This is a genomic window from Parafrankia colletiae (genome assembly GCF_001854655.1).
GTDB lineage: Bacteria > Actinomycetota > Actinomycetes > Frankiales > Frankiaceae > Parafrankia > Parafrankia colletiae.
Genome location: NZ_MBLM01000114.1, coordinates 81143 through 99344 on the forward strand (window position 1 = coordinate 81143; position 18202 = coordinate 99344).

General features: G+C 73.5%; 12 protein-coding genes. 5 read left to right on the forward strand and 7 right to left on the reverse strand.

Features of this window, described 5'->3' with window-relative positions; translation table 11 throughout:
- Positions 1 to 330 precede the first annotated feature (330 nt).
- Positions 331 to 2889: an aminopeptidase N gene (pepN, locus tag CC117_RS15135; RefSeq protein ID WP_071084617.1), complete on the forward strand. Its 2559-nt coding sequence runs from the start codon at positions 331 to 333 to the stop codon at positions 2887 to 2889.
- Positions 2890 to 3039: 150 nt separating this feature from the next.
- Here the strand turns inward: pepN and CC117_RS15140 are convergent, their stop codons facing one another.
- The 6 genes from CC117_RS15140 to CC117_RS15165 all read right to left on the reverse strand — a co-directional run bounded on the left by CC117_RS15140 (position 3040) and on the right by CC117_RS15165 (position 10306).
- Positions 3040 to 3441 (reverse strand): DUF5130 family protein, encoded by a 402-nt coding sequence (locus CC117_RS15140; protein ID WP_071084619.1) that lies wholly within the window; start codon positions 3439 to 3441, stop codon positions 3040 to 3042.
- Complete coding sequence (locus tag CC117_RS15145; RefSeq protein WP_071084621.1) at positions 3428 to 3880, reverse strand: hypothetical protein; 453 nt, start codon at positions 3878 to 3880, stop codon at positions 3428 to 3430. The genes CC117_RS15140 and CC117_RS15145 overlap by 14 nt, the downstream gene beginning before the upstream one ends.
- Before the next feature lie 82 nt (positions 3881 to 3962).
- The gene (gene malQ, locus CC117_RS15150; RefSeq protein WP_071084623.1) at positions 3963 to 6365 is read right to left on the reverse strand and encodes a 4-alpha-glucanotransferase; all 2403 of its coding nucleotides are present in this window, start codon (positions 6363 to 6365) and stop codon (positions 3963 to 3965) included.
- Positions 6362 to 8161: a sensor histidine kinase gene (locus CC117_RS15155; RefSeq protein ID WP_071084625.1), complete on the reverse strand. Its 1800-nt coding sequence runs from the start codon at positions 8159 to 8161 to the stop codon at positions 6362 to 6364. The genes malQ and CC117_RS15155 overlap by 4 nt, the downstream gene beginning before the upstream one ends.
- On the reverse strand, positions 8136 to 8879 hold the full coding sequence (locus CC117_RS15160; RefSeq protein WP_071084627.1) for a response regulator transcription factor: 744 nt from the start codon (positions 8877 to 8879) through the stop codon (positions 8136 to 8138). Before CC117_RS15160 ends, CC117_RS15155 begins: the two co-directional genes overlap by 26 nt.
- Before the next feature lie 122 nt (positions 8880 to 9001).
- Complete coding sequence (locus tag CC117_RS15165) at positions 9002 to 10306, reverse strand: mechanosensitive ion channel family protein (protein ID WP_084132164.1); 1305 nt, start codon at positions 10304 to 10306, stop codon at positions 9002 to 9004.
- Between the two features lie 687 nt (positions 10307 to 10993).
- Here CC117_RS15165 and CC117_RS15170 point away from each other — a divergent pair.
- Positions 10994 to 11515 carry an HNH endonuclease gene (locus CC117_RS15170; RefSeq protein WP_026310564.1) on the forward strand — a complete coding sequence of 174 codons (522 nt, stop codon included), beginning with the start codon at positions 10994 to 10996 and terminating at the stop codon, positions 11513 to 11515.
- Positions 11516 to 11618: 103 nt separating this feature from the next.
- Positions 11619 to 13325, forward strand: a complete 1707-nt coding sequence (locus tag CC117_RS15175) for an SDR family oxidoreductase (protein ID WP_071084631.1) — start codon at positions 11619 to 11621, stop codon at positions 13323 to 13325.
- Here CC117_RS15175 and CC117_RS15180 read toward each other — a convergent pair.
- Positions 13316 to 15547, reverse strand: coding sequence for an ATP-binding SpoIIE family protein phosphatase (locus tag CC117_RS15180; protein WP_071084633.1), 2232 nt, complete (start codon positions 15545 to 15547; stop codon positions 13316 to 13318). The two genes, CC117_RS15175 and CC117_RS15180, sit on opposite strands and share 10 nt — an antisense overlap.
- A gap of 213 nt (positions 15548 to 15760) precedes the next feature.
- Here CC117_RS15180 and CC117_RS15185 point away from each other — a divergent pair, with 213 nt between their 5' ends.
- On the forward strand, positions 15761 to 17596 hold the full coding sequence (locus CC117_RS15185; protein ID WP_084132158.1) for a glycoside hydrolase family 13 protein: 1836 nt from the start codon (positions 15761 to 15763) through the stop codon (positions 17594 to 17596).
- Positions 17597 to 17732: 136 nt separating this feature from the next.
- Positions 17733 to 18152, forward strand: coding sequence for a globin (locus tag CC117_RS15190; RefSeq protein ID WP_071084635.1), 420 nt, complete (start codon positions 17733 to 17735; stop codon positions 18150 to 18152).
- Positions 18153 to 18202: the final 50 nt, after the last annotated feature.

Here is an 18202-nt window from a genome sequence, read left to right on the forward strand (position 1 = left end):
CAAGCGGGCGACACCCGACGCATCGGTCGCCCGGAGTGTCGGCTGCCCGGTGCCCCGACTCGCCGTGGTGAAGCGGGCCGTCCCGGAGGAGGCTCCCCGAGGCTCCACGGGGCCCGGCGGTGGTCCGCGGCGTAACCCGGACGTGGTCGGAGCCCACGCGACCGCGTGGGAGACTGGTGCGCGACGTCACGTCATGCCCGTGCGCTCGCGCGGCGGGACCGCAGTGGCACCACGCACACCAGTGGCACCACGCACACCGAGGGCACCACGCGCACCGAGCGCGCCGCCCGTTGCCCGCCGATTCCGCGACGTTTCTGCGAAAGGATCCGGGTGCCTCACAACCTCACCCGCGACGAGGCGCGCGAACGCGCCCGCCTGCTGGCCGTCTCCGCCTACGGCGTCGAGCTCGACCTGACGGTCGGTGACGAGACCTTCCTGTCCAGCACGACCGCCTCGTTCACCTGTACCGAGCCGGGCGCGTCGACCTTCGTCGAGCTGGCGGCGCCCGCGGTGCGGGAGATCGTGCTCAACGGCCGTTCCCTCGACCCGGCCGCGGTGTTCGACGGATGGCGGGTGACGCTGCCCGACCTGGCCGCGACGAACGAGCTGCGCGTCGTCGCCGAGTGCGCCTACTCCCGCACCGGCGAGGGCCTGCACCGCTTCGTGGACCCGGTGGACGGTGCCGTCTACCTCTACACCCAGTTCGAGACGTATGACGCGCACCGTATGTACACCTGCTTCGACCAGCCCGACCTGAAGGCGACCTTCGCCCTCGCGGTGACCGCGCCGGCAGACTGGAAGGTCATCTCCAACAGCGTCGTCACCGGCACGGCGGATGCTGCCGGCGGCGCGGTGCGGACATCCTTCGCGCCGTCCCCGGTCATGTCGACCTACATCACCGCGCTGGTCGCCGGGCCGTACCACGAGGTGCGTGACCACCACGACGGGATCGACCTCGGGCTGTACTGCCGGCGCTCTCTCGCCGAGTTCCTCGACCCGGACGAGATCTTCCAGATCACGAAGCAGGGGTTCGACTTCTACCACCGGGTCTTCGACTACCGGTACCCGTTCGGCAAGTACGACCAGCTCTTCGTGCCCGAGTTCAACGCCGGCGCGATGGAGAACGCCGGCTGCGTGACCTTCCTGGAGGACTACGTCTTCCGGGCGAAGGTCACCGAGGCGCGGCGCGAGCGGCGGGCCGAGACGATCCTGCACGAGATGGCCCACATGTGGTTCGGCGACCTGGTCACGATGCGGTGGTGGGACGACCTGTGGCTGAACGAGTCGTTCGCCACCTACATGTCGGTGCTGGCGCAGGTGACRTCCACCCGCTTCACCAACGGCTGGACGACCTTCGCCAACGCGGAGAAGGGCTGGGCGTACCGGCAGGACCAGCTCTCCTCGACCCACCCGATCGTCGCCGACGCGCCCGACWTGGACGCGGTGCGCACGAACTTCGACGGCATCACCTACGCCAAGGGCGCCTCCGTCCTCAAGCAGCTCGTCGCCTGGGTGGGTCAGGAGGAGTTCCTCGCCGGCCTGCGCAGCTACTTCCGCCGCTACGAGTACGGCAACACCTCGCTGCGTGACCTGCTCGTCGAGCTGGAGAAGGCCAGCGGGCGCGACCTGGCCCCCTGGTCGGCGGACTGGCTCGAGACCACCGGAGCGAACACGCTGCGCCCCCGCTTCACGACGGACGCCGCGGGCCTGTTCACCTCGTTCGAGGTCCTCCAGGAACCGGCGAGCGCTCCCGCCACCGCGTCACGCACGCTGCGCCCGCACCGGGTTGCGATCGGTCTGTACGACCGCGACGGGCAGGGCCGCCTCGTCCGCCGCGAGCGGGTCGAACTGGACGTCGTCGGCGGGACCACCGAGGTCGCGAAGCTGGTCGGCGTCCGCCAGCCCGACCTGGTCGTACTCAACGACGATGACCTCACCTACGCCAAGGTGCGCCTCGACGAGCGCTCGCTGGCCACCCTCACCGAGTCGATCGGGACGATCTCGTCCTCCCTGCCGCGGACCCTGTGCTGGGCGGCGGCCTGGGACATGACCCGGGACGCCGAGCTCGCCGCCCGCGACTACGTGCGGCTCGTGCTCTCCGGCATCGACGCCGAGGACGACATCGGCGTGGTCCAGTCACTGGTCACCAAGGCGGCGCTGACCGTCGACAACTACGGCGACCCGGCGAACCGGCCGGCGGCGCTGCTGGAGCTGACCACCCGGGCCGAGGAGCTGATGCGCGGCGCCGAGCCGGGCAGCGACCTGCAGCTCGTCTTCGCCACCGCCTTCGCCCAGACCGAGGACCCGGGGCAGATCACCCGGCTGCGGGCGATCTTCGAGGGTTCGGACGTCATCGACGGGCTGGTGCTGGACACGGAGCTCCGCTGGACGCTGCTGACCCAGCTGGTGGCCCGCGGCGTCCTCGGCGACGCCGAGATCGACGCGGAGCTTGCCCGCGACAGCACCGCGACCGGGGAGAAGCGCGCCGCCGCCGCCCGCAGTGCCCGCCCGACCGCCGAGGCCAAGGCCGCGGCCTGGTCGGCGGTGATGGACTCGGACACGCTGTCGAACCACCTGGCGGTCGCGACGATGAGCGGATTCTGGATCAGCGACCAGCAGGAGCTGACCCGGCCGTATGTCGACCGGTTCTTCGCCGAGATCGGCGGCATCTGGAAGACCCGGTCGTTCGACTCGGCGCAGACGATCACCCAGATGCTGTTCCCGTCCGGGGTCATCGAGCAGGCAACGGTCGACCGGACCGACACCTACCTGGCGGAGCGGGAGCCGGTGCCGGCACTGCGCCGGGCGCTGATGGAGGGTCGGGACGGGCTGGTGCGGGCGCTGGCCGCCCGGGCGAAGGACACCGCCGCCGGCGCGGCGCGCGGCTGAGCCCCGTACCGGTCACGACACCGCTCCCGCTGCTCACGGTCGCCGGCGGTCCGCTGACAGCGGGCCGCCGGCAGCCGGCGGCCGACCGGCCGGTCAGCGTGACCGGTCGGTCGACAGTCGACGTGCCGTCGCGGTCAGGGCCGCCGCGACTCAGCGGCGGGTGGCCGCGTGCATCGACGGGGCGCCAGCCGCGTCGGCGAGCTGCCGCAGCCCGGTGATCACCCCTCCGACGAGGTCGCCGAGAGCGAAGCTGGACGTCATCGCCAGGGTGGCCAGGCCGGCCGCCGCATCGCTGACGCGCTTCTTCGCGACCGGGGTGGTGACCACCCGGACGAACCGCTGGCCCGGGGAGACCGCGATCAGCACGGCCTCGTCGCGGTCAAGGTCGAGGTCGGCGAGGCTCCCCAGCAGCCGTTCGGCGGCGAGCTCCGGATCGCCGTCGAGCGGGCCGACCCGGACGGCGAACCGGATGCCGCTGGAGTTCTGCGCGGCGAGCCGGGCCCGTTCGAGCCGGTCGGTCTGCTCGGGGGTGAAGGCCTCACCAGCTGCCACTGGCACCACCCGCGCCCGGCGCGGCCCCCGAGCGCTTCTCGTCAAGGTCTTCCGGCTTCTCGCCGATCCAGGTCGTGTCGTGCTCCCACGGCTGACCCGGGCGGTAGCGCGACGGACGGCTCAGGCGGCTCGTCAGCGCGGTGAGAATGTACGCCAGCAGGAAACCGCCGACGACCGTGCCGCCGTAGATCGTCCAGGCATGGACGGCCGACAGCGGGTCGGGGTCGTAGGTGGTCCCCACATCCTGTGCGGACGCGGAGACCGCCAGGAAGGGCACCGTGAACAGGGACAACGCGGCGACGGTGAGCGCGCGGCGCGCGGCGACCCGTCGGCCCGACCGGGAGGTCGAGGACAGGCCGCCGGCCGCGACCGACCGCCGAGACGTACGGCGCGGACGACGTGGAATCACGATCGGAAGGGTACCGGGAACCGGTGTCACCGTCCGTTCCCAGGGGTGCGAGGTAGCTCGCCTCCGCCGCCGACCGGCCCGGCCTCGTCGCCGCGACAGGCACCACAGCGGTTCAGGGGCGCCGGGGAGTGGGGCCCGCCTCCGGGTCGGCAGCACGCGGCCCGCCCTGCTCGGGCGACCCGGGCCCGAGCCCCCCGAGCCCCCCGGGCTCCCCGAGTTCCCCGAGGGCCGCGATGAGGCGCCGTGGCCGCGGGTCGGTGAGCAGCCGCTCGACGGTGACTCGTTCACCCGCCCCGTCGACGACCGGCAGCCGCCAGTTCGGGTAGCTGTCGACCGTGCCCGGCAGGTTCGGCTGGCGGGGGTCACCGAACGCGTCCCCGGGGGCGAGCAGCACCACCCGGGCCCGTGACAGCCCGAGAAGCGCATGGAGCCCGAACGCCGCCTCGTCCCGCACCGCGGGCGCGAGCAGATCCCTGGCCCGCACCGCACCCACCTCCGCCACCTCCGCCGTCTCTGCGTCTACGTCTGCGTCTGCGTCTGCGTCTGCGGAGGCGGCCGTGAGGAGGCCCTCGTCGGCAAGCAGGCGCAGGAGGTCGGCACGTTCGGCCAGCCAGGCCGCCCGCTCCTGCGCTCCCGACCGGGCGAGCAGCCCGAGCTCTTCCCGCACGCGCACATGCTCGCCGTCGAGGAACCCGGCGGCGGTCGGCAGGTCGTGCGTGGTGACGCTGGCCATGGACCGGACCCGGTACTCGCCGGGATGGCGCGGCGCCCCGTCGTCGGACCGCTCGAACCACAGGACGGACGACCCGAAGATCCCGGCCTGGTCGAGTGCCACGGCCACCGAGTCCTCGACGGTGCCGAGGTCCTCGCCGACGATCAGGGCGCCGGCGTGGCGGGCCTCCAGCGCGAGCAGCCCCAGCATCGCCGCCGCGTCGTACCGGACGAACGTTCCGGCGGCGGCGCCGGCACCGCCCGRCACCCACCACAGCCGGAACAGGCCGAGGATGTGATCCACCCGTACCCCGCCGCCCCGCGCGAGGACCGCGCGGACCATCGCCCGGAAGGCGGCGTAGCCGCTCTCCGCCAGCACGGTCGGCCGCCACGGGGGCAGACCCCAGTCCTGGCCCTGCTGGTTGAACCCGTCCGGTGGCGCGCCCACCGAGGCACCGGTGGCCAGCACGCCGCGCATCGCCCAGGCATCGGCCCCGCCGGGCTCGACGCCCACCGCGAGATCGTGGACGATGCCGACCCGCATCCCCGCCGCCCGGGCCGTTGCCTGCGCGGCGGCCAGCTGGTCGTCGCACCGCCGCTGCAGCCAGGCGTGGAACGCGACGCGGGTGGCGAGCTCGGCGCGGGCCACCTCGACGGCGGGTCCGGCCGGGTCGCGCAGCTCCTCCGGCCAGGTGCGCCAGTCCCGCCCGTGCAGCTCGGCCAGGGCGCACCAGAGCGCGAAGTCGGCAAGTCCCCCGTCCGGGCCGCTGCCGCGGGCCGGCGCGGCGGTGGCCCCGTCGTCGGGCTCATGGTGGTCGGTGAACAGCAGTTCCAGCGCCGGCAGCTTCGCCCGCCACACCGCGTCCCGGTCGATCAGACCGTCGCGGATGCCCTCACGGCGGGCCCGCTCCGCGAGCCCGTCGACCTCGGCCCGCACCCCGGCGGAGGCGTGGACGTACTCCGGGAGCAGTTCGGGACGCAGGTACAGCGGCGAGACGAACCGGCGGCTCGACGGCGAGTAGGGCGACGGCTCGACGGGGAACGTCGGCGCCGCCGCATGCAGCGGGTTCACCAGCAGGACATCCGCGCCGTCCCGACCGGACCACTGTGCGATCATCGCAAGGTCGGCGTAGTCGCCGATCGCCCAGGATCCCGCGGAGGCGAGTGCGTAGAGCTGGATCATCCAGCCCCAGGCGCGCCGGTCCCCGGCCCCGTCCCGCAGGACGTCCGGCACCGCGTCCGGCACGACGATCAGCGGGCACCGCGCCACGGTGGCACCGGCGCGCAGCAGCAGGCGGTGGTCACCCAGCGGCAGGTCTGCCGGRACGTCGACGGCGGCGGCCCGCACCAGCCGGCCGTCGACAACCTCCTCGGCACCGGTCAGTCGGACCGCGGCGGGAACGGTGCCGCCGTCCGCAAGCTCCACATTCGCGGATGGCGCCGGAGCGTCGGCCGGCACGTGCGCCTCGACCGGGGCCGGGGCGGCGGCGCGGAGCACGGCGCAGCTCGGCAGCGCCCGCCGCCAGCGTGCGTCCCGGGCGTCGGCGAGCGCCCGCGCCGGATCAGCGGGGTCGACGCCGAGCAGGTCGAGCACAGCCCGGACCGCCTCGGGGGTGACCGTGACCAGCCCGCCGTCCTGGCCCTCGTAGGACGTCGCGACACCGAACTCCGCGGCGAGCTCCGCAAGATCACCGAGCTGCGCCCAGGCTCCGGCGGACGGCTGGCCCGCTCCTGCGGAGCCGGCGGGCGGGGCGGGCTGGCGGGAGCCGGCGGGGTGCTGTGGGTCTTCGGTCGCGGACGTCACGGGCCCGATACTGCCCGCTCCCCCGGCCGGGTTCGTGACCCCCCGGACCCGTCGGCCTTTCGGCCCCGTGTGGTAGGCACCGGGCCGCCGCCGTCGCCCGCGGACCGCCCCGCGGAGACCGTCGGAGAACCGGGCGAGGAGCCAGGCCGGGGGTGCCCCGGATCCGACGCATCGGCGGGGGACGTCGGGCGCCGCCAGGGCGAGTCGGGTGCGGAAGGATCGCTCTCACCGGCATCGGGCCAGCTGGGTGTGCCGGGGGCGAGCGGCAGGGTCAGCCGCAGGAGTGCCCCGCCGCCCGGCGTCTCCTGGGCCTGGACCGTTCCGCCGTGCATCGCCACCGCGTCCGCCACGATCGCCAGGCCGAGCCCGGAGCCGGGCTTGCCGCGCGCCGAGGTCGCCCGGTAGAAGCGCTCGAACACCCTCGCCCGGTCACCCGGCGCGATGCCGGGGCCCTCATCGGCGACGGTCACCTCGCCGGCGCGGCAGGCCACCTGCACTGTCGACGACTCGGGGCCGAACTTGACGGCGTTGTCGAGCAGGTTGGTGACCGCGCGTTCCAGCAGGTTGGGCCGCCCGTCGACCAGGCACGGCTCCGCGTTCACCTCGATGCGGATGTTGCGGCCCTTCGCCCGCCGCCGGGCCCGTTCCGCCGCGGAGCGCACCACCTGGGCCAGGTCGAGCCGCTCCACCTCCTCGGTCGGGGCCTCGTCCCGCGCCAGCTCGATGACCTCGGTGACGAGGTGGGTCAGCTCGCGCATCTGGGCGTCGACGTCGCGCAGCAGCGCCTCCCGGTCGGCGGTGGGCAGCGCCCGGTTCGTCGACGTCTCGGCCCTCAGCAGCAGCTCGATGTTGGTTCGCAGGCTGGTCAGCGGCGTGCGCAGCTCGTGGGCGGCGTCGTCGACGAGCTGGCGCTGCCGCAGCCGCGACGCCTCCAGTGCCCGCAGCATGCTGTTGAGGCTGGTGGCGAGCCGGGCGATCTCGTCGGAGCCGGTGACGGGGATGAGCGCGGAGAGATCCTGGGTCCGCGCGACCTCCTCCGCCGCCGCCGCGGCCGCATCGACGGGTTTCAGCGAGCCCCGGGCGACGAGCCGCCCCGCGATCACCGAGCCGACGACGCCGACCAGGCCGACGACGAACAGCACCAGGCCGAGGTCGCGCAGCGTGCGGTCGACGTCCGCGGTGGGCCGGGCGAACTGAAGGGCGCCGGTGCCGGTGAGCGGCGGCGGGTAGCGCAGCGGCACGGTGGCGACCCGGTAGCGTGCGCCGTCGACGGTGACCGTGTGCAGGTTCTTCGTGCGCAGCCCCCGAGCCACCTCGGTGTCCTGGACGTCGACCGGGATCGCGAACTTCTCCAGCGACGGGAAGGCGCTCTCCAACGGCACGCCCTGGGCGTCGAGGAACTGCACCTCCATCCCGAAGTTCAGTGCCCGCACACTGATCTCGCTGGCCTGCAGGTTCCCGGCCGAAGCCCGGGCCTGTTCGACCAGCTGGTCGTCGATCGCCTGGTTGAGCACGATCCGGGTGACGCCGAGGGCGACGCTGACGACCACCGCGACGGCCGCGGCGACGGCGACACCCGCCAGCAGCGCCATCCGGGCGCGCAGGGTGAGGCTGGGTCGCAGCCCCGCCCAGCGGGCCGCCGGAACCGACCGGGCGGCCCGCCCCACCCGCCGCCCCTGGGCCTCGGCGTTGGCCTGCCCGTCCGTACCGATCACGCCCGGCCAGGCCTCGGCTCCCGGGTCGGCCTGATCACCCGGAGCGGCCCGGCGTTCATGCCCGGTCAGCAGGAAGCTCACGCAGGACGTAGCCGACACCACGGACGGTGTGCAGCAGCCGGGGCTCGCCGTCGGCCTCGAGCTTGCGCCGCAGGTAGCTCACGAACACCTCCAGCGAGTTCGAGGACGGACCGAAGTCGTAACCCCAGACCTTCTCCATGATCGTCGATCGGGAGAGGACCTGCCGCGGATGGCTGAGGAACAGCTCGAGCAGCTCGAACTCGGTCTTGGTCAGCGTCAGCTCGCGGGCGCCCCGCAGCACCTGGCGGCTCACCGGGTCGAGCCGGACATCCGCGTACAACAGCTCGTTGGCGGTGCCGTCGTCCGCCTGGCCGGGGCCGTGGCCCGGACCCCGGGCCGCGCCGGCGCGGGCTGCCAGCGCAGCCCGCCGGGTCAGCGCCCGCAGCCGGGCGAACAACTCCTCCAGCGCGAACGGCTTGACGAGGTAGTCGTCAGCGCCGACGTCGAGACCGCTGACGCGGTCGGCGAGCCCGTCGCGGGCCGTGAGCATCAGGACGGGCACGTCGTTGCCGCGTGCCCGCAGCCGACGACAGGTCTCCAGCCCGTCCATACGCGGCATCATCACGTCGAGCACGACGATGTCCAGCTGCTCCCGGCTCACGACGTCGAGAGCGTCGACACCGTCGGTGGCGGTGCGCACCTCGTACCCCTCGAAACGGAGCGACCGCTCCAACGACTCCCGGACGGCGTCGTCGTCATCCACAACCAGTACCCGCACGGCCCCAGTCTGCCTGCTGCCCCCGACAGTTCCAGGCTCCGGGGGCCCGTCTCAGCAAGACCTTGCGGGATCCTCAGCCCAGCTTCAGACAGGCCGCCCGCACCCGCCCGAACCAGGCCCGATCAGCGCGAACCGGCGCCTCCCCCCAGTGCGCTGCCGGAGCCCGAGGAAGCACCGGCCGACGACACACCGGCCGAGGACGGAGCTGGCGCGGGTGGGTCGATGCGCGGCGCCGACTGCTCGCCGGCGCCCTGGCCCGCCCCACCGGGCTGGCTCGGGACGCCGCCGGTCTCGTCCTCCGCCTCGCCGGGCTGATCGTCGTCGTCGTCGACCATGACGACCTCGCTGCGCTGCACGGTGCCCAGATCGATCCCCGCCGTGCTCAGCGACGACCGGACGCGCTCACGCAGCTCGCGCGCCACATCCCACTGCTTGAGCGGCTGGGTCTTGATCGCGATGCGCAGCGTGTACCCGTCGGCCGTCATCGTCTCCATGCCCCAGACCTCGGGTTCGGACAGGATGAGGCTCGTCCACTTGTCGTCCTTCCACAGCTCGTCGGCGGTGGTGACCAGGATGCGCTTGGCCGCCGCGACCTCGGTGTCGTAGTCGAGCGGGACGTCGAGAACGGCGCGGGCCCACTGCTGGCTCTTGTTCCCGACCCGGGTGATCTCACCGTTGCGGACATACCAGACCGTTCCCTCGACGTCGCGCAATCTGGTCATGCGCAGGCTCACGGCCTCGACGGTGCCGGAGACCGGCCCGACATCGATCACGTCACCGACGCCGTACTGGTCCTCCAGCAGCATGAACGTTCCCGACAGGAAGTCGCGCACCAGATTCTGCGCGCCGAAACCGACCGCGATGCCGAGGACACCGGCGCTGGCGACGATCGGTGCGAGATTCAGCCCGATCTCGCCGAGGATCGTCAGAAAAGCGAGTCCGAAAATAATGATGGACGTCACGCTGCGCAGCAGGGAACCGACGGTTCCAGCGCGCTGGCGACGCCGTTCCAGCAGCACGGTCGGATCACCGAACGCGCCGAGCAGCGTGTTGGAGCGCAGGCCGCGCAACGGCCCACCGCTGCGCCCGGAGGCGGCGCGGCCAGTAGCCCGCCGGATGAATCTGTGCAGCAGCGCCCGCACCACCGCAGCGATCAGCAGAATCAGCACAATCTTGACGGGAGTACCGAGGAACACCTCGGCGCCCGACGCAAGATTGTTACTGTGCGTGAGGTTGTAGACAGTGCGACAGGTGATGCTGGCGTCCAGGCCGCAGGCGTCCCGCAGCGCGTTGGCGACACCCTCGATCGAGACGATCGGATCCATCGTCGCGTCTGGCGACAGCGACACCGAGGGGATCGGGGTCGGGGAACCGCCGGGGGCCGGGGTGGTGGGGGCGGCGCTCGGGGTCAGGAGAGCACCGAGCATCGGGATCACCGGCTGGGCTACCACGGGCAGCCCCACCCCCGCGACGGTACGTGACACTCCCACCGGGAACAGCCCGACGCGGCACGCATCGGGCCGGAAACACTAGATGGACACAACGTCGGCCATCCTCCGTAACAGGTCTCTTCGTCAGATCGACGCCGGATCGGCGCCGCGGACACCGCGATGTCGCCGCCGCCGCGGGCACCAGGGGCACCGCGGACGCCGTGGGCGCCCCCGCGCCGGCGGCACCTGCCGAGCCGGCACCCCACCCCCCGGCGGGCGGCACCCCGGCCGGCCCGAACCGCCACGGGACGCACCCCGCCGCGAGACGGCAGCCGGACAGGCGCCGTCACGGAACAAGCTCAGCCGCCGGCACGCACCCGCCGAGTCGACCTTGACAGTGTCACCCATCGCCCACGCGGACGGCCGAGGACCCCGACACCGACCACGGACGGACACGCCCGACCTCTCGCCACTCGGTGTGCCCAAACGGTCACGACACATCACCCGATGGGCTTGTTGTTGGTCACAAACCCGCCCGGATATKCACATCGGCGCTTTGCTCGGGCGGATGACCATGCAAACAGGCTCGCGTTCCGCGGCAGAAGAAGGTTGACTGTCCATTGTCACCGGAGACGCTGGGTAGGACGGTCCGCAAGGGCCCTCGGGTGGGCAGGAGGTCGGCGCGTGGCAGAGGCGCTGGTTCTCAATGCCACGTACGAGCCTCTGTGCGTGGTGTCACAAAGAAGAGCACTGGTGCTGGTTCTGACCGACAAGGCCGTGATGGTCGAGGCCGCCGGTCAGGTACTGCGTTCGACGACGAGCTCGGTCGAGGTTCCGATCGTCGTCCGGTTAGCACGGTTCGTGCGCGTGCCCTACCGTTCACAGGTTCCACTCACCCGCAAGGGTGTGCTGGCACGCGACCATCACCGGTGTGTCTACTGCAACGCCCCAGCAACGTCGCTGGACCATGTCATCCCTCGCTCACGGGGCGGGCCGCATGTATGGGAGAACGTCGTGGCGGCCTGCGGCCGCTGCAACCATGTCAAAGCCGACCGAGCGGTTGCCGATCTCGGTTGGCGGCTTCGCACGGCACCCCGAGCGCCGAGCGGAGCCGCCTGGCGCATTCTGGGGTCCCGCAGGATGGACCCGCGGTGGTCCCGCTACCTGAGCACCGTGCCGGACATCTCGGAGGCCGCCAGCGCCTGAGTTGCGTCTGACCAAGGCCTGACCAGGGCCTGACCAGGCCTGAGCCCGCCGTGTGGCCGCCTCCCGGGCGGTAGCCGGCCACGCGGCGGGGCAGGAACCGCGGATGCGCATACTCGTCACCGGCGCCACGGGCTACATCGGCGGCCGGCTGGCTCCCCGTCTGCTGGGCACCGGCCACCAGGTCCGGTGCATGACCCGCGACCCGGCCCGGCTGGCCGAGGTCAGCTGGGCGCACCATCCCGATGTCGAGGTGGTCCGCGCCGACGCCCTCGACCCGGCCGCGCTGCGTCGTGCGCTGGACGGCGTCGACACCGCCTACTACCTGATCCACTCGATCGACAGCGGCGGCGACTTCTCCTCCGTCGACCGCGCCGCCGCCCGCGCCTTCGCCGACGCCGCCCGGAATGCCGGAGTCGGCCGGCTGGTGTACCTGGGCGGTCTGAGCCCGGCGTCCGGCGCCGGGGTGTCGGAGCACCTGGCGTCCCGCCAGGAGGTGGCGCGGGTCCTGCTCGACTCCGGCGTGCCGACGGTCGTCCTGCGCGCGGCGGTCATCATCGGCAGCGGCAGCGCGTCGTTCGAGATGCTGCGTCACCTCACCGAGCGGCTGCCGGTCATGGTCACCCCGCGGTGGGTGCGCACCCGCATCCAGCCGATCGCCGTCCGGGACGTCCTGTACTACCTGGTCGGCTGCCTGGACCTGCCCGCCGGGACGCACCGCTCGTTCGACATCGGCGGGCCGGACATCCTCACCTACGCCGAGATGATGCAGCGCTTCGCCGCCGTCGAGGGCCTGCGCCGGCGGGTCATCATCCCTGTTCCCGTGCTCTCCCCCGGCCTGTCGTCGCACTGGGTCGGGCTGGTCACGCCGGTTCCGCGGGCCATCGCGCGCCCGCTCGTCCGTTCGCTGCGCACGGAGGTCGTCGCCGCCGAGCACGACATCGCCTCCTGGGTGCCGGACCCGCCCGACGGGCTCGTCCCGTTCGACACCTCGGTGGCCTACGCGCTCGCCCGGGTGCGCGACCGGGCGGTGGAGACCCGCTGGTCGACGGCGGTCTGGCCAGGCAGCCCGATCACCACGCCGTTCCCGGAGGTCCTCGCCCGCCTCTGCGGCGACCCGGGCACATCCCGCCCGGCACCACCCGGCGAACCGGTGGTGACCGACCCGGTCTGGGCCGGCTCGTCGCTGTACACCGACGAACGGTCGCGGGCGGTCGACGCCCCGGCCGGCCGCCTGTGGGCCGTCATCGAGGGCATCGGCGGCGAGAACGGCTGGTACAGCTGGCCGCTGGCCTGGTCCGCCCGCGGCTGGCTCGACATCCTCGCCGGCGGGGTCGGGCACCACCGCGGCCGTCGGGACCCGCACCGGCTGCGCACCGGCGAGGCGATCGACCTGTGGCGGGTCGAGGAGCTGGTGCCCGGCCGGCTGCTACGCCTGCGGGCCGAGATGAAGCTGCCCGGCCAGGCCTGGCTGGAGCTGCGCGTCGACCCGGACGGCAGCGAACCGGGGGGCACCGAACCGGGGGGCGGCGGCGCTGAGGGCGGCAGCCCCGAAAGCGGTGCCGGTGGCCGGCGGCGGGTGGTCTACCGGCAGCGGGCGCTGTTCCTGCCCCACGGGCTGCCCGGGCACCTCTACTGGAAGGCCGTCAGCCCGTTCCACTCGGTGGTCTTCGGCGGCATGCTCCGCACGATCGTCCGCCACGCCGAGAGCGGGGCAGCACCCACCGGGTCCCCGGAACGGCCGCACGAGGCGCCGCACCCCCACGGGACGTCGCACCCCCACGAGACGTCCACCGCCCTGCCTCAGGGATGATCGCCGCCCGGCACCTCCATCTCGAACCAGACCCGCTTGCCGTCCGGGGTCGTCTCCACGCCCCAGGCCTGCGCGAGTGCCTCCACGAGCAGCAGGCCCCAGCCGTGCTCGGCATCCATCTGGTCGGTGGACTCGTCACCGGGCCGGGGCAGCACCGAGCCCTCCCTGTCCTCGACGCTGATCCGCAGCCGCCCGGGCTCGAGAGTCGCCCGCAGCACCAGATCGCTGCGCGCGTGCAGGACCGCGTTGGTGACCACCTCGCTGACCAGCAGGATGGCGTCGTCGAGGGAGCCGATCCCGGCGTCGTGCAGCGCGCCCCGCACCGCCACGCGGGCGTGGCTGGCGGACGACCCCACCGCCGGCAGTGCGAGCTCCAGCAGCGGCGGCCGGACCGGCCGGGTCACCAGGACCAGCAGCGCGATGTCGTCGTCCGTGCGGGGCGGGAGGTCGGCCGCGAGCAGGCAGCGCTCGAGAAGCGTGCGCGCGGTCTCCTGGATGGGGCCGGGGCCGTCGCAGGTCACCGCGTCCGGGCCGGACCAGCTGCGGGCGGCGAACCCGCCGGTCCGGCGGCGGTCGCCGCTCGTTCGTGGTCTGCGGTAGCCACCGCGGCGGTCCCGGCCGGACCGGCGCTCCCGGATCCGCCGCTCCGGCGTGGCCACCGACGGCCCGGTCGGCGGCTGCGCCGGGGAGAGGCCGGCTGACGGCGCGGCAGCCGACGGCGCGGCAGCCGACGGGGCGGCGGACGACAGGGCGGCGGGCGCTGCGGCCGCGTCGGGCGCGTCACACGCCCCGTCGAGGTCGCGCGCGGCCCGCGGACGGGTGATCTGTTCGGCCAGGCCCGACCGGAGGTGCTCCAGACCGTCGGCCACCGGGCGGCGGCGCGACTCGACCAGCCCGTCGGTGAACATCACCAGTGCCGAGCCGGGTGGCAGCGCGACCGTCGTCTCCGAGAACTGGTCCTTCTCCCCCGTACCGAGTGGGAGGCCGGGTTCGAGAACCAGATAGTCCGGCTGCTCGTCCGGCAGCACCAGCAGCGGCGGCGGGTGGCCGGCGCTGGCGATCGTCGCGCGGCCCGAGTACGGGTCGTACACCGCGTACATCGAGGTGGCCATCTGCAGCCCCGGCAGCGAGTCGACGACCCGGTCCAGCCGGGCTAGCAGCTCCGCGGGTCCCCAGTCCTCCAGCGCGTAGGCCCGCAGGGCGGCCCGGAGCTGGCCCATCACCGCGGCGGCGTGCAGGCCCCGGCCCATCACGTCGCCGATGGCGACGCCGACCCGACCGCCGGGCAGCCCGATGACGTCGTAGAAGTCCCCGCCGACCTCGGTGCCGGCCGTGCCCGGCCGGTACTCCATCKCGATCTCCATGCCGTCGAGGGCCGGCGGGTGCGCGGGCAGCATCGACCGCTGCAGCGTCAGCGCGGACTCCTCGACCTCCTGGAACAGCTGCGCGTTGTCGAGGGCGGCCCCGCCGCGCCGGGCCAGCTCCTCGACCAGGTGGACGTCCAGCGCCGTGAACTCGTGCAGGCCGTTGCGGCCGACGGACAGGGCTCCCAGCACATGCCCGCGGGCACACATCGGCACGGTGATCGTCGGGCCGGAGGGGAGCTCCCAGAACGTCTCATAGGCCGAGCCGACGAACAGTTCCCGGGCGACGCGCTCCGTGTAACACGGGATGTAGTGCGACTGGCCGGTGCGCACGACGATGCCCGGCGGCATGTTCTGGTCGAGTGTCGGCGGCCGGAGCTGGACAGCGGCCCGGAGGAAGTCCGCGGCCTTCGCATCGAGGAAGGACGAGCCGGCCATCCGGATCGCGTCGCCGTCGCCGCGCAACCAGACGACCGCTCCCGTGCCCAGCCGGGGCACCGCCAGCGCCGCGATCATCTCCATGATCCGCTGCGGGTCGAGCGAGCTGCTCAGGACGAGGCTGGCATCCGCGAGAAAGGAGAACTGGTCGAGTGTCGTCCCCGCGGAGACGTGTGAGCGGCGCCGCCGAGCGGCGGTCAGCTCCCGGACGATGGCCCGTCCGACCGAGGCCGTGGTCGCGGCCCAGCCCTCGGGCCTGTAGGCGGCGCCCGTCGCGGGGGCGGCGCCGGCCCGAGGCTCGCTGCCAGCCCGCGGCTCGCTACCGGGAGGCGGCTCGTTGCCGGGAGGCGGCTCGTTGCCGGGAGGCGGACGAAGGCCCGCTGCCGAACTGGTGCCGGCCGCCGAGCTGAGGCCGGTCACCGCTGCCCACCGCCTGCCGTGAGGACCGTGGGGACGTTTGGCCACCGGGTCACATCCACCCCCAGGAAGCGTGCCATAACGGACAGTGACGTCATCCACTAGCGGAGTGTAGTTCGCTAGTCGGATATCGCGCCCGTCGAGCCGCACGGTGGACACCGTCAGTAACGGTGTCATCCGTTTACTTCGTGCAGGTGGAACGGGTTTGATACCGCCATGGATCCCGTTGCCACCGACCCCGCGGACCCGCCTGCCCCGGCCGGCATCCCTACGGGCGCAACGCTCCGCCAGCCCGGCGGCGGTGCCGCGCCCTGGTGGCGCGACGCCGTGATGTACGAGGTCTACATCCGCAGCTTCGCCGACACCGACGGTGACGGCGTCGGTGATCTCGAAGGCATCCGCCGCCGGCTGCCCGACCTCGCCGACCTCGGCGTCGACGGCGTCTGGATCAGCCCGTTCTACCGCTCCCCCATGGCCGACCACGGCTACGACGTCGCCGACCACACCGACGTCGACCCGATGTTCGGCACCCTCGCCGACCTCGACGCGCTGCTGGCGGACGCCCACACCGCCGGGCTGAAGGTCGTCGTCGACCTTGTCCCGAACCACTCCAGCAGCGAGCATCCGGCCTTCCAGGCGGCGCTGGCCGCCGGGCCCGGCTCCCCCGAACGCGAGCTCTACCTGTTTCGGGACGGGCGCGGGCCCGGCGGCGCCCGGCCGCCGAACAACTGGATGTCGGTGTTCGGCGGACCGGCCTGGACCCGCGTCCCGGACGGCCAGTGGTACCTGCACCTGTTCGCCCGGGAGCAGCCCGACTGGAACTGGCGGCACCCGCGGGTCCGTGCGGAGCACCGCGAGATCCTGCGGTTCTGGCTCGACCGCGGCGTCGACGGCTTCCGCATCGACGTCTCGCACGGCCTGATCAAGGACGAGGCGCTGCGTGACCACCCCGACCCGGACACCGCGGCCGCGGACCACCCCACGCCCGACCAGGTCGACGCCGGGTTCCGGGAGGTGCTTGAGCCGTACTCGTGGGATCAGGACGGCGTGCACGAGATCTACCGCGAGTGGCGGGCGCTCCTGGACGAGTACGACCGCCGGGACGGGCGGGCGCGGATGCTCGTCGGCGAGACCTGGGTCGCCGACCCGGAGCGCCTCGCCCGCTACGTCCGCCCGGACGAGCTGCATCTGACGTTCACGTTCTCGCTGCTGTTCGCGCCGTTCTCGGCACCGGCGTGGCGCAGCGCGATCGACGCCGCCCGGGCCGCGACCGCCGCCGTCGGCGCCCTGCCGACCTGGGTGCTCGCCAACCACGACGTCGTCCGGCCGACCGGCCGCTACGGCGGCGGTGATGTCGGCCTGCGCCGCGCCCGGGCGGCCCTGCTCGCGCTGCTGGCGCTGCCCGGGACGGCCTATCTCTACCAGGGCGACGAGCTCGGCCTGCCGCAGGTCGACGTCCCGCCGGAGCAGCGCCGCGACCCGATCTGGGAACGCTCCGGCCACACCGCGGCCGGCCGGGACGGCACCCGCGTGCCCATGCCGTGGTCCGGGCAGAAGCCGCCGTACGGCTTCACCGACGACGGGACGGAGCCCTGGCTCCCCCAGCCGGCGGACTGGGGTGACCTGACCGCCGCCGCCCAGTCCGTCGACCCGATGTCGACGCGGGTCCTCGTCCGCGGGGCGCTGGCGCTGCGCCGGGCACTGCCGTTCCTCGGCGACCCGGGCGACCCGGACGCCCCCCGGCCCGGCTTCCGCTGGCGCGACGGCCTGCCCACCAGCTGCCTCGCCTTCGACCGCACCACCGAACCGGACCCCCCTGGCGCGGACGCCGGCGCGAACGTCGGCCAGGGCGGCTCCGCGGGTGCGGGCGGCTCCGCGGGTTCGGGGGCGCCGGGCGGGCCGGCGCTGACCTGTGTGATGTCCACCGAGGAGGAGGTCCACCTGGCGCTCGCCGGGCGCCTCGTCCTGGCCAGCAGCCCGGTCGGCTACGACGGTGCGACCCTCGTACTACCGCCGGACACCACCGTCTGGGTCATCCCCCGTTCGGGTTGACCCGGCCCGGTGGGGTGTCCGCCGCGGGACGTCCACCGCCGGCCGCCCGCTCACCTGGACGGCTCGGGAACGTCCCGCCCTCGGCCGGGCGGGGCCGGAAAAGAGGTCCGGCCTCGGGTCGGGAGAGCGCCGTCCGGTGGCGCAGAATGGAGGCGTGAACCAACCGTCTCCCGCGCGCCCACGCGCGGACTTCTACGAGGCCGTCGGCGGCGAGGCGACGTTCCGGACGCTGGTGGCGCGGTTCTACGAGGGTGTGGCCAACGACCCTGTGCTGCGCCCGCTGTACCCGGAGGACGAACTCGCCGCCGCTGAGGAACGCCTACGGATGTTCCTCATCCAGTACTGGGGCGGGCCCACCACCTACAGCGAGCAGCGGGGCCACCCCCGCCTGCGGATGCGGCACATGCCGTTCGCGATCGGCCCGGCCGAGCGGGACGCCTGGATCCGGATCATGAAGTCCGCGGTCGACAGCCTGGACCTCCCCCCCGAACTGCACACCCAGCTCTGGGACTACCTGCTGGGCGCCGCCAACTCCCTGCAGAACCGCCCCGGCTGACCCGGCCGACGAGAGAGATCACAACCAACGGAGCCGCCCCGGCCGATCGG

Bases quoted from the DNA above. Each gene is read 5' to 3' on its own strand.
- CC117_RS15175 (WP_071084631.1), top strand. From the start codon at position 11,619: ATGCGCATACTCGTCACCGGCGCCACGGGCTACATCGGCGGCCGGCTG.
- CC117_RS15185 (WP_084132158.1), top strand. From the start codon at position 15,761: ATGGATCCCGTTGCCACCGACCCCGCGGACCCGCCTGCCCCGGCCGGC.
- CC117_RS15165 (WP_084132164.1), bottom strand. From the start codon at position 10,306: ATGCTCGGTGCTCTCCTGACCCCGAGCGCCGCCCCCACCACCCCGGCC.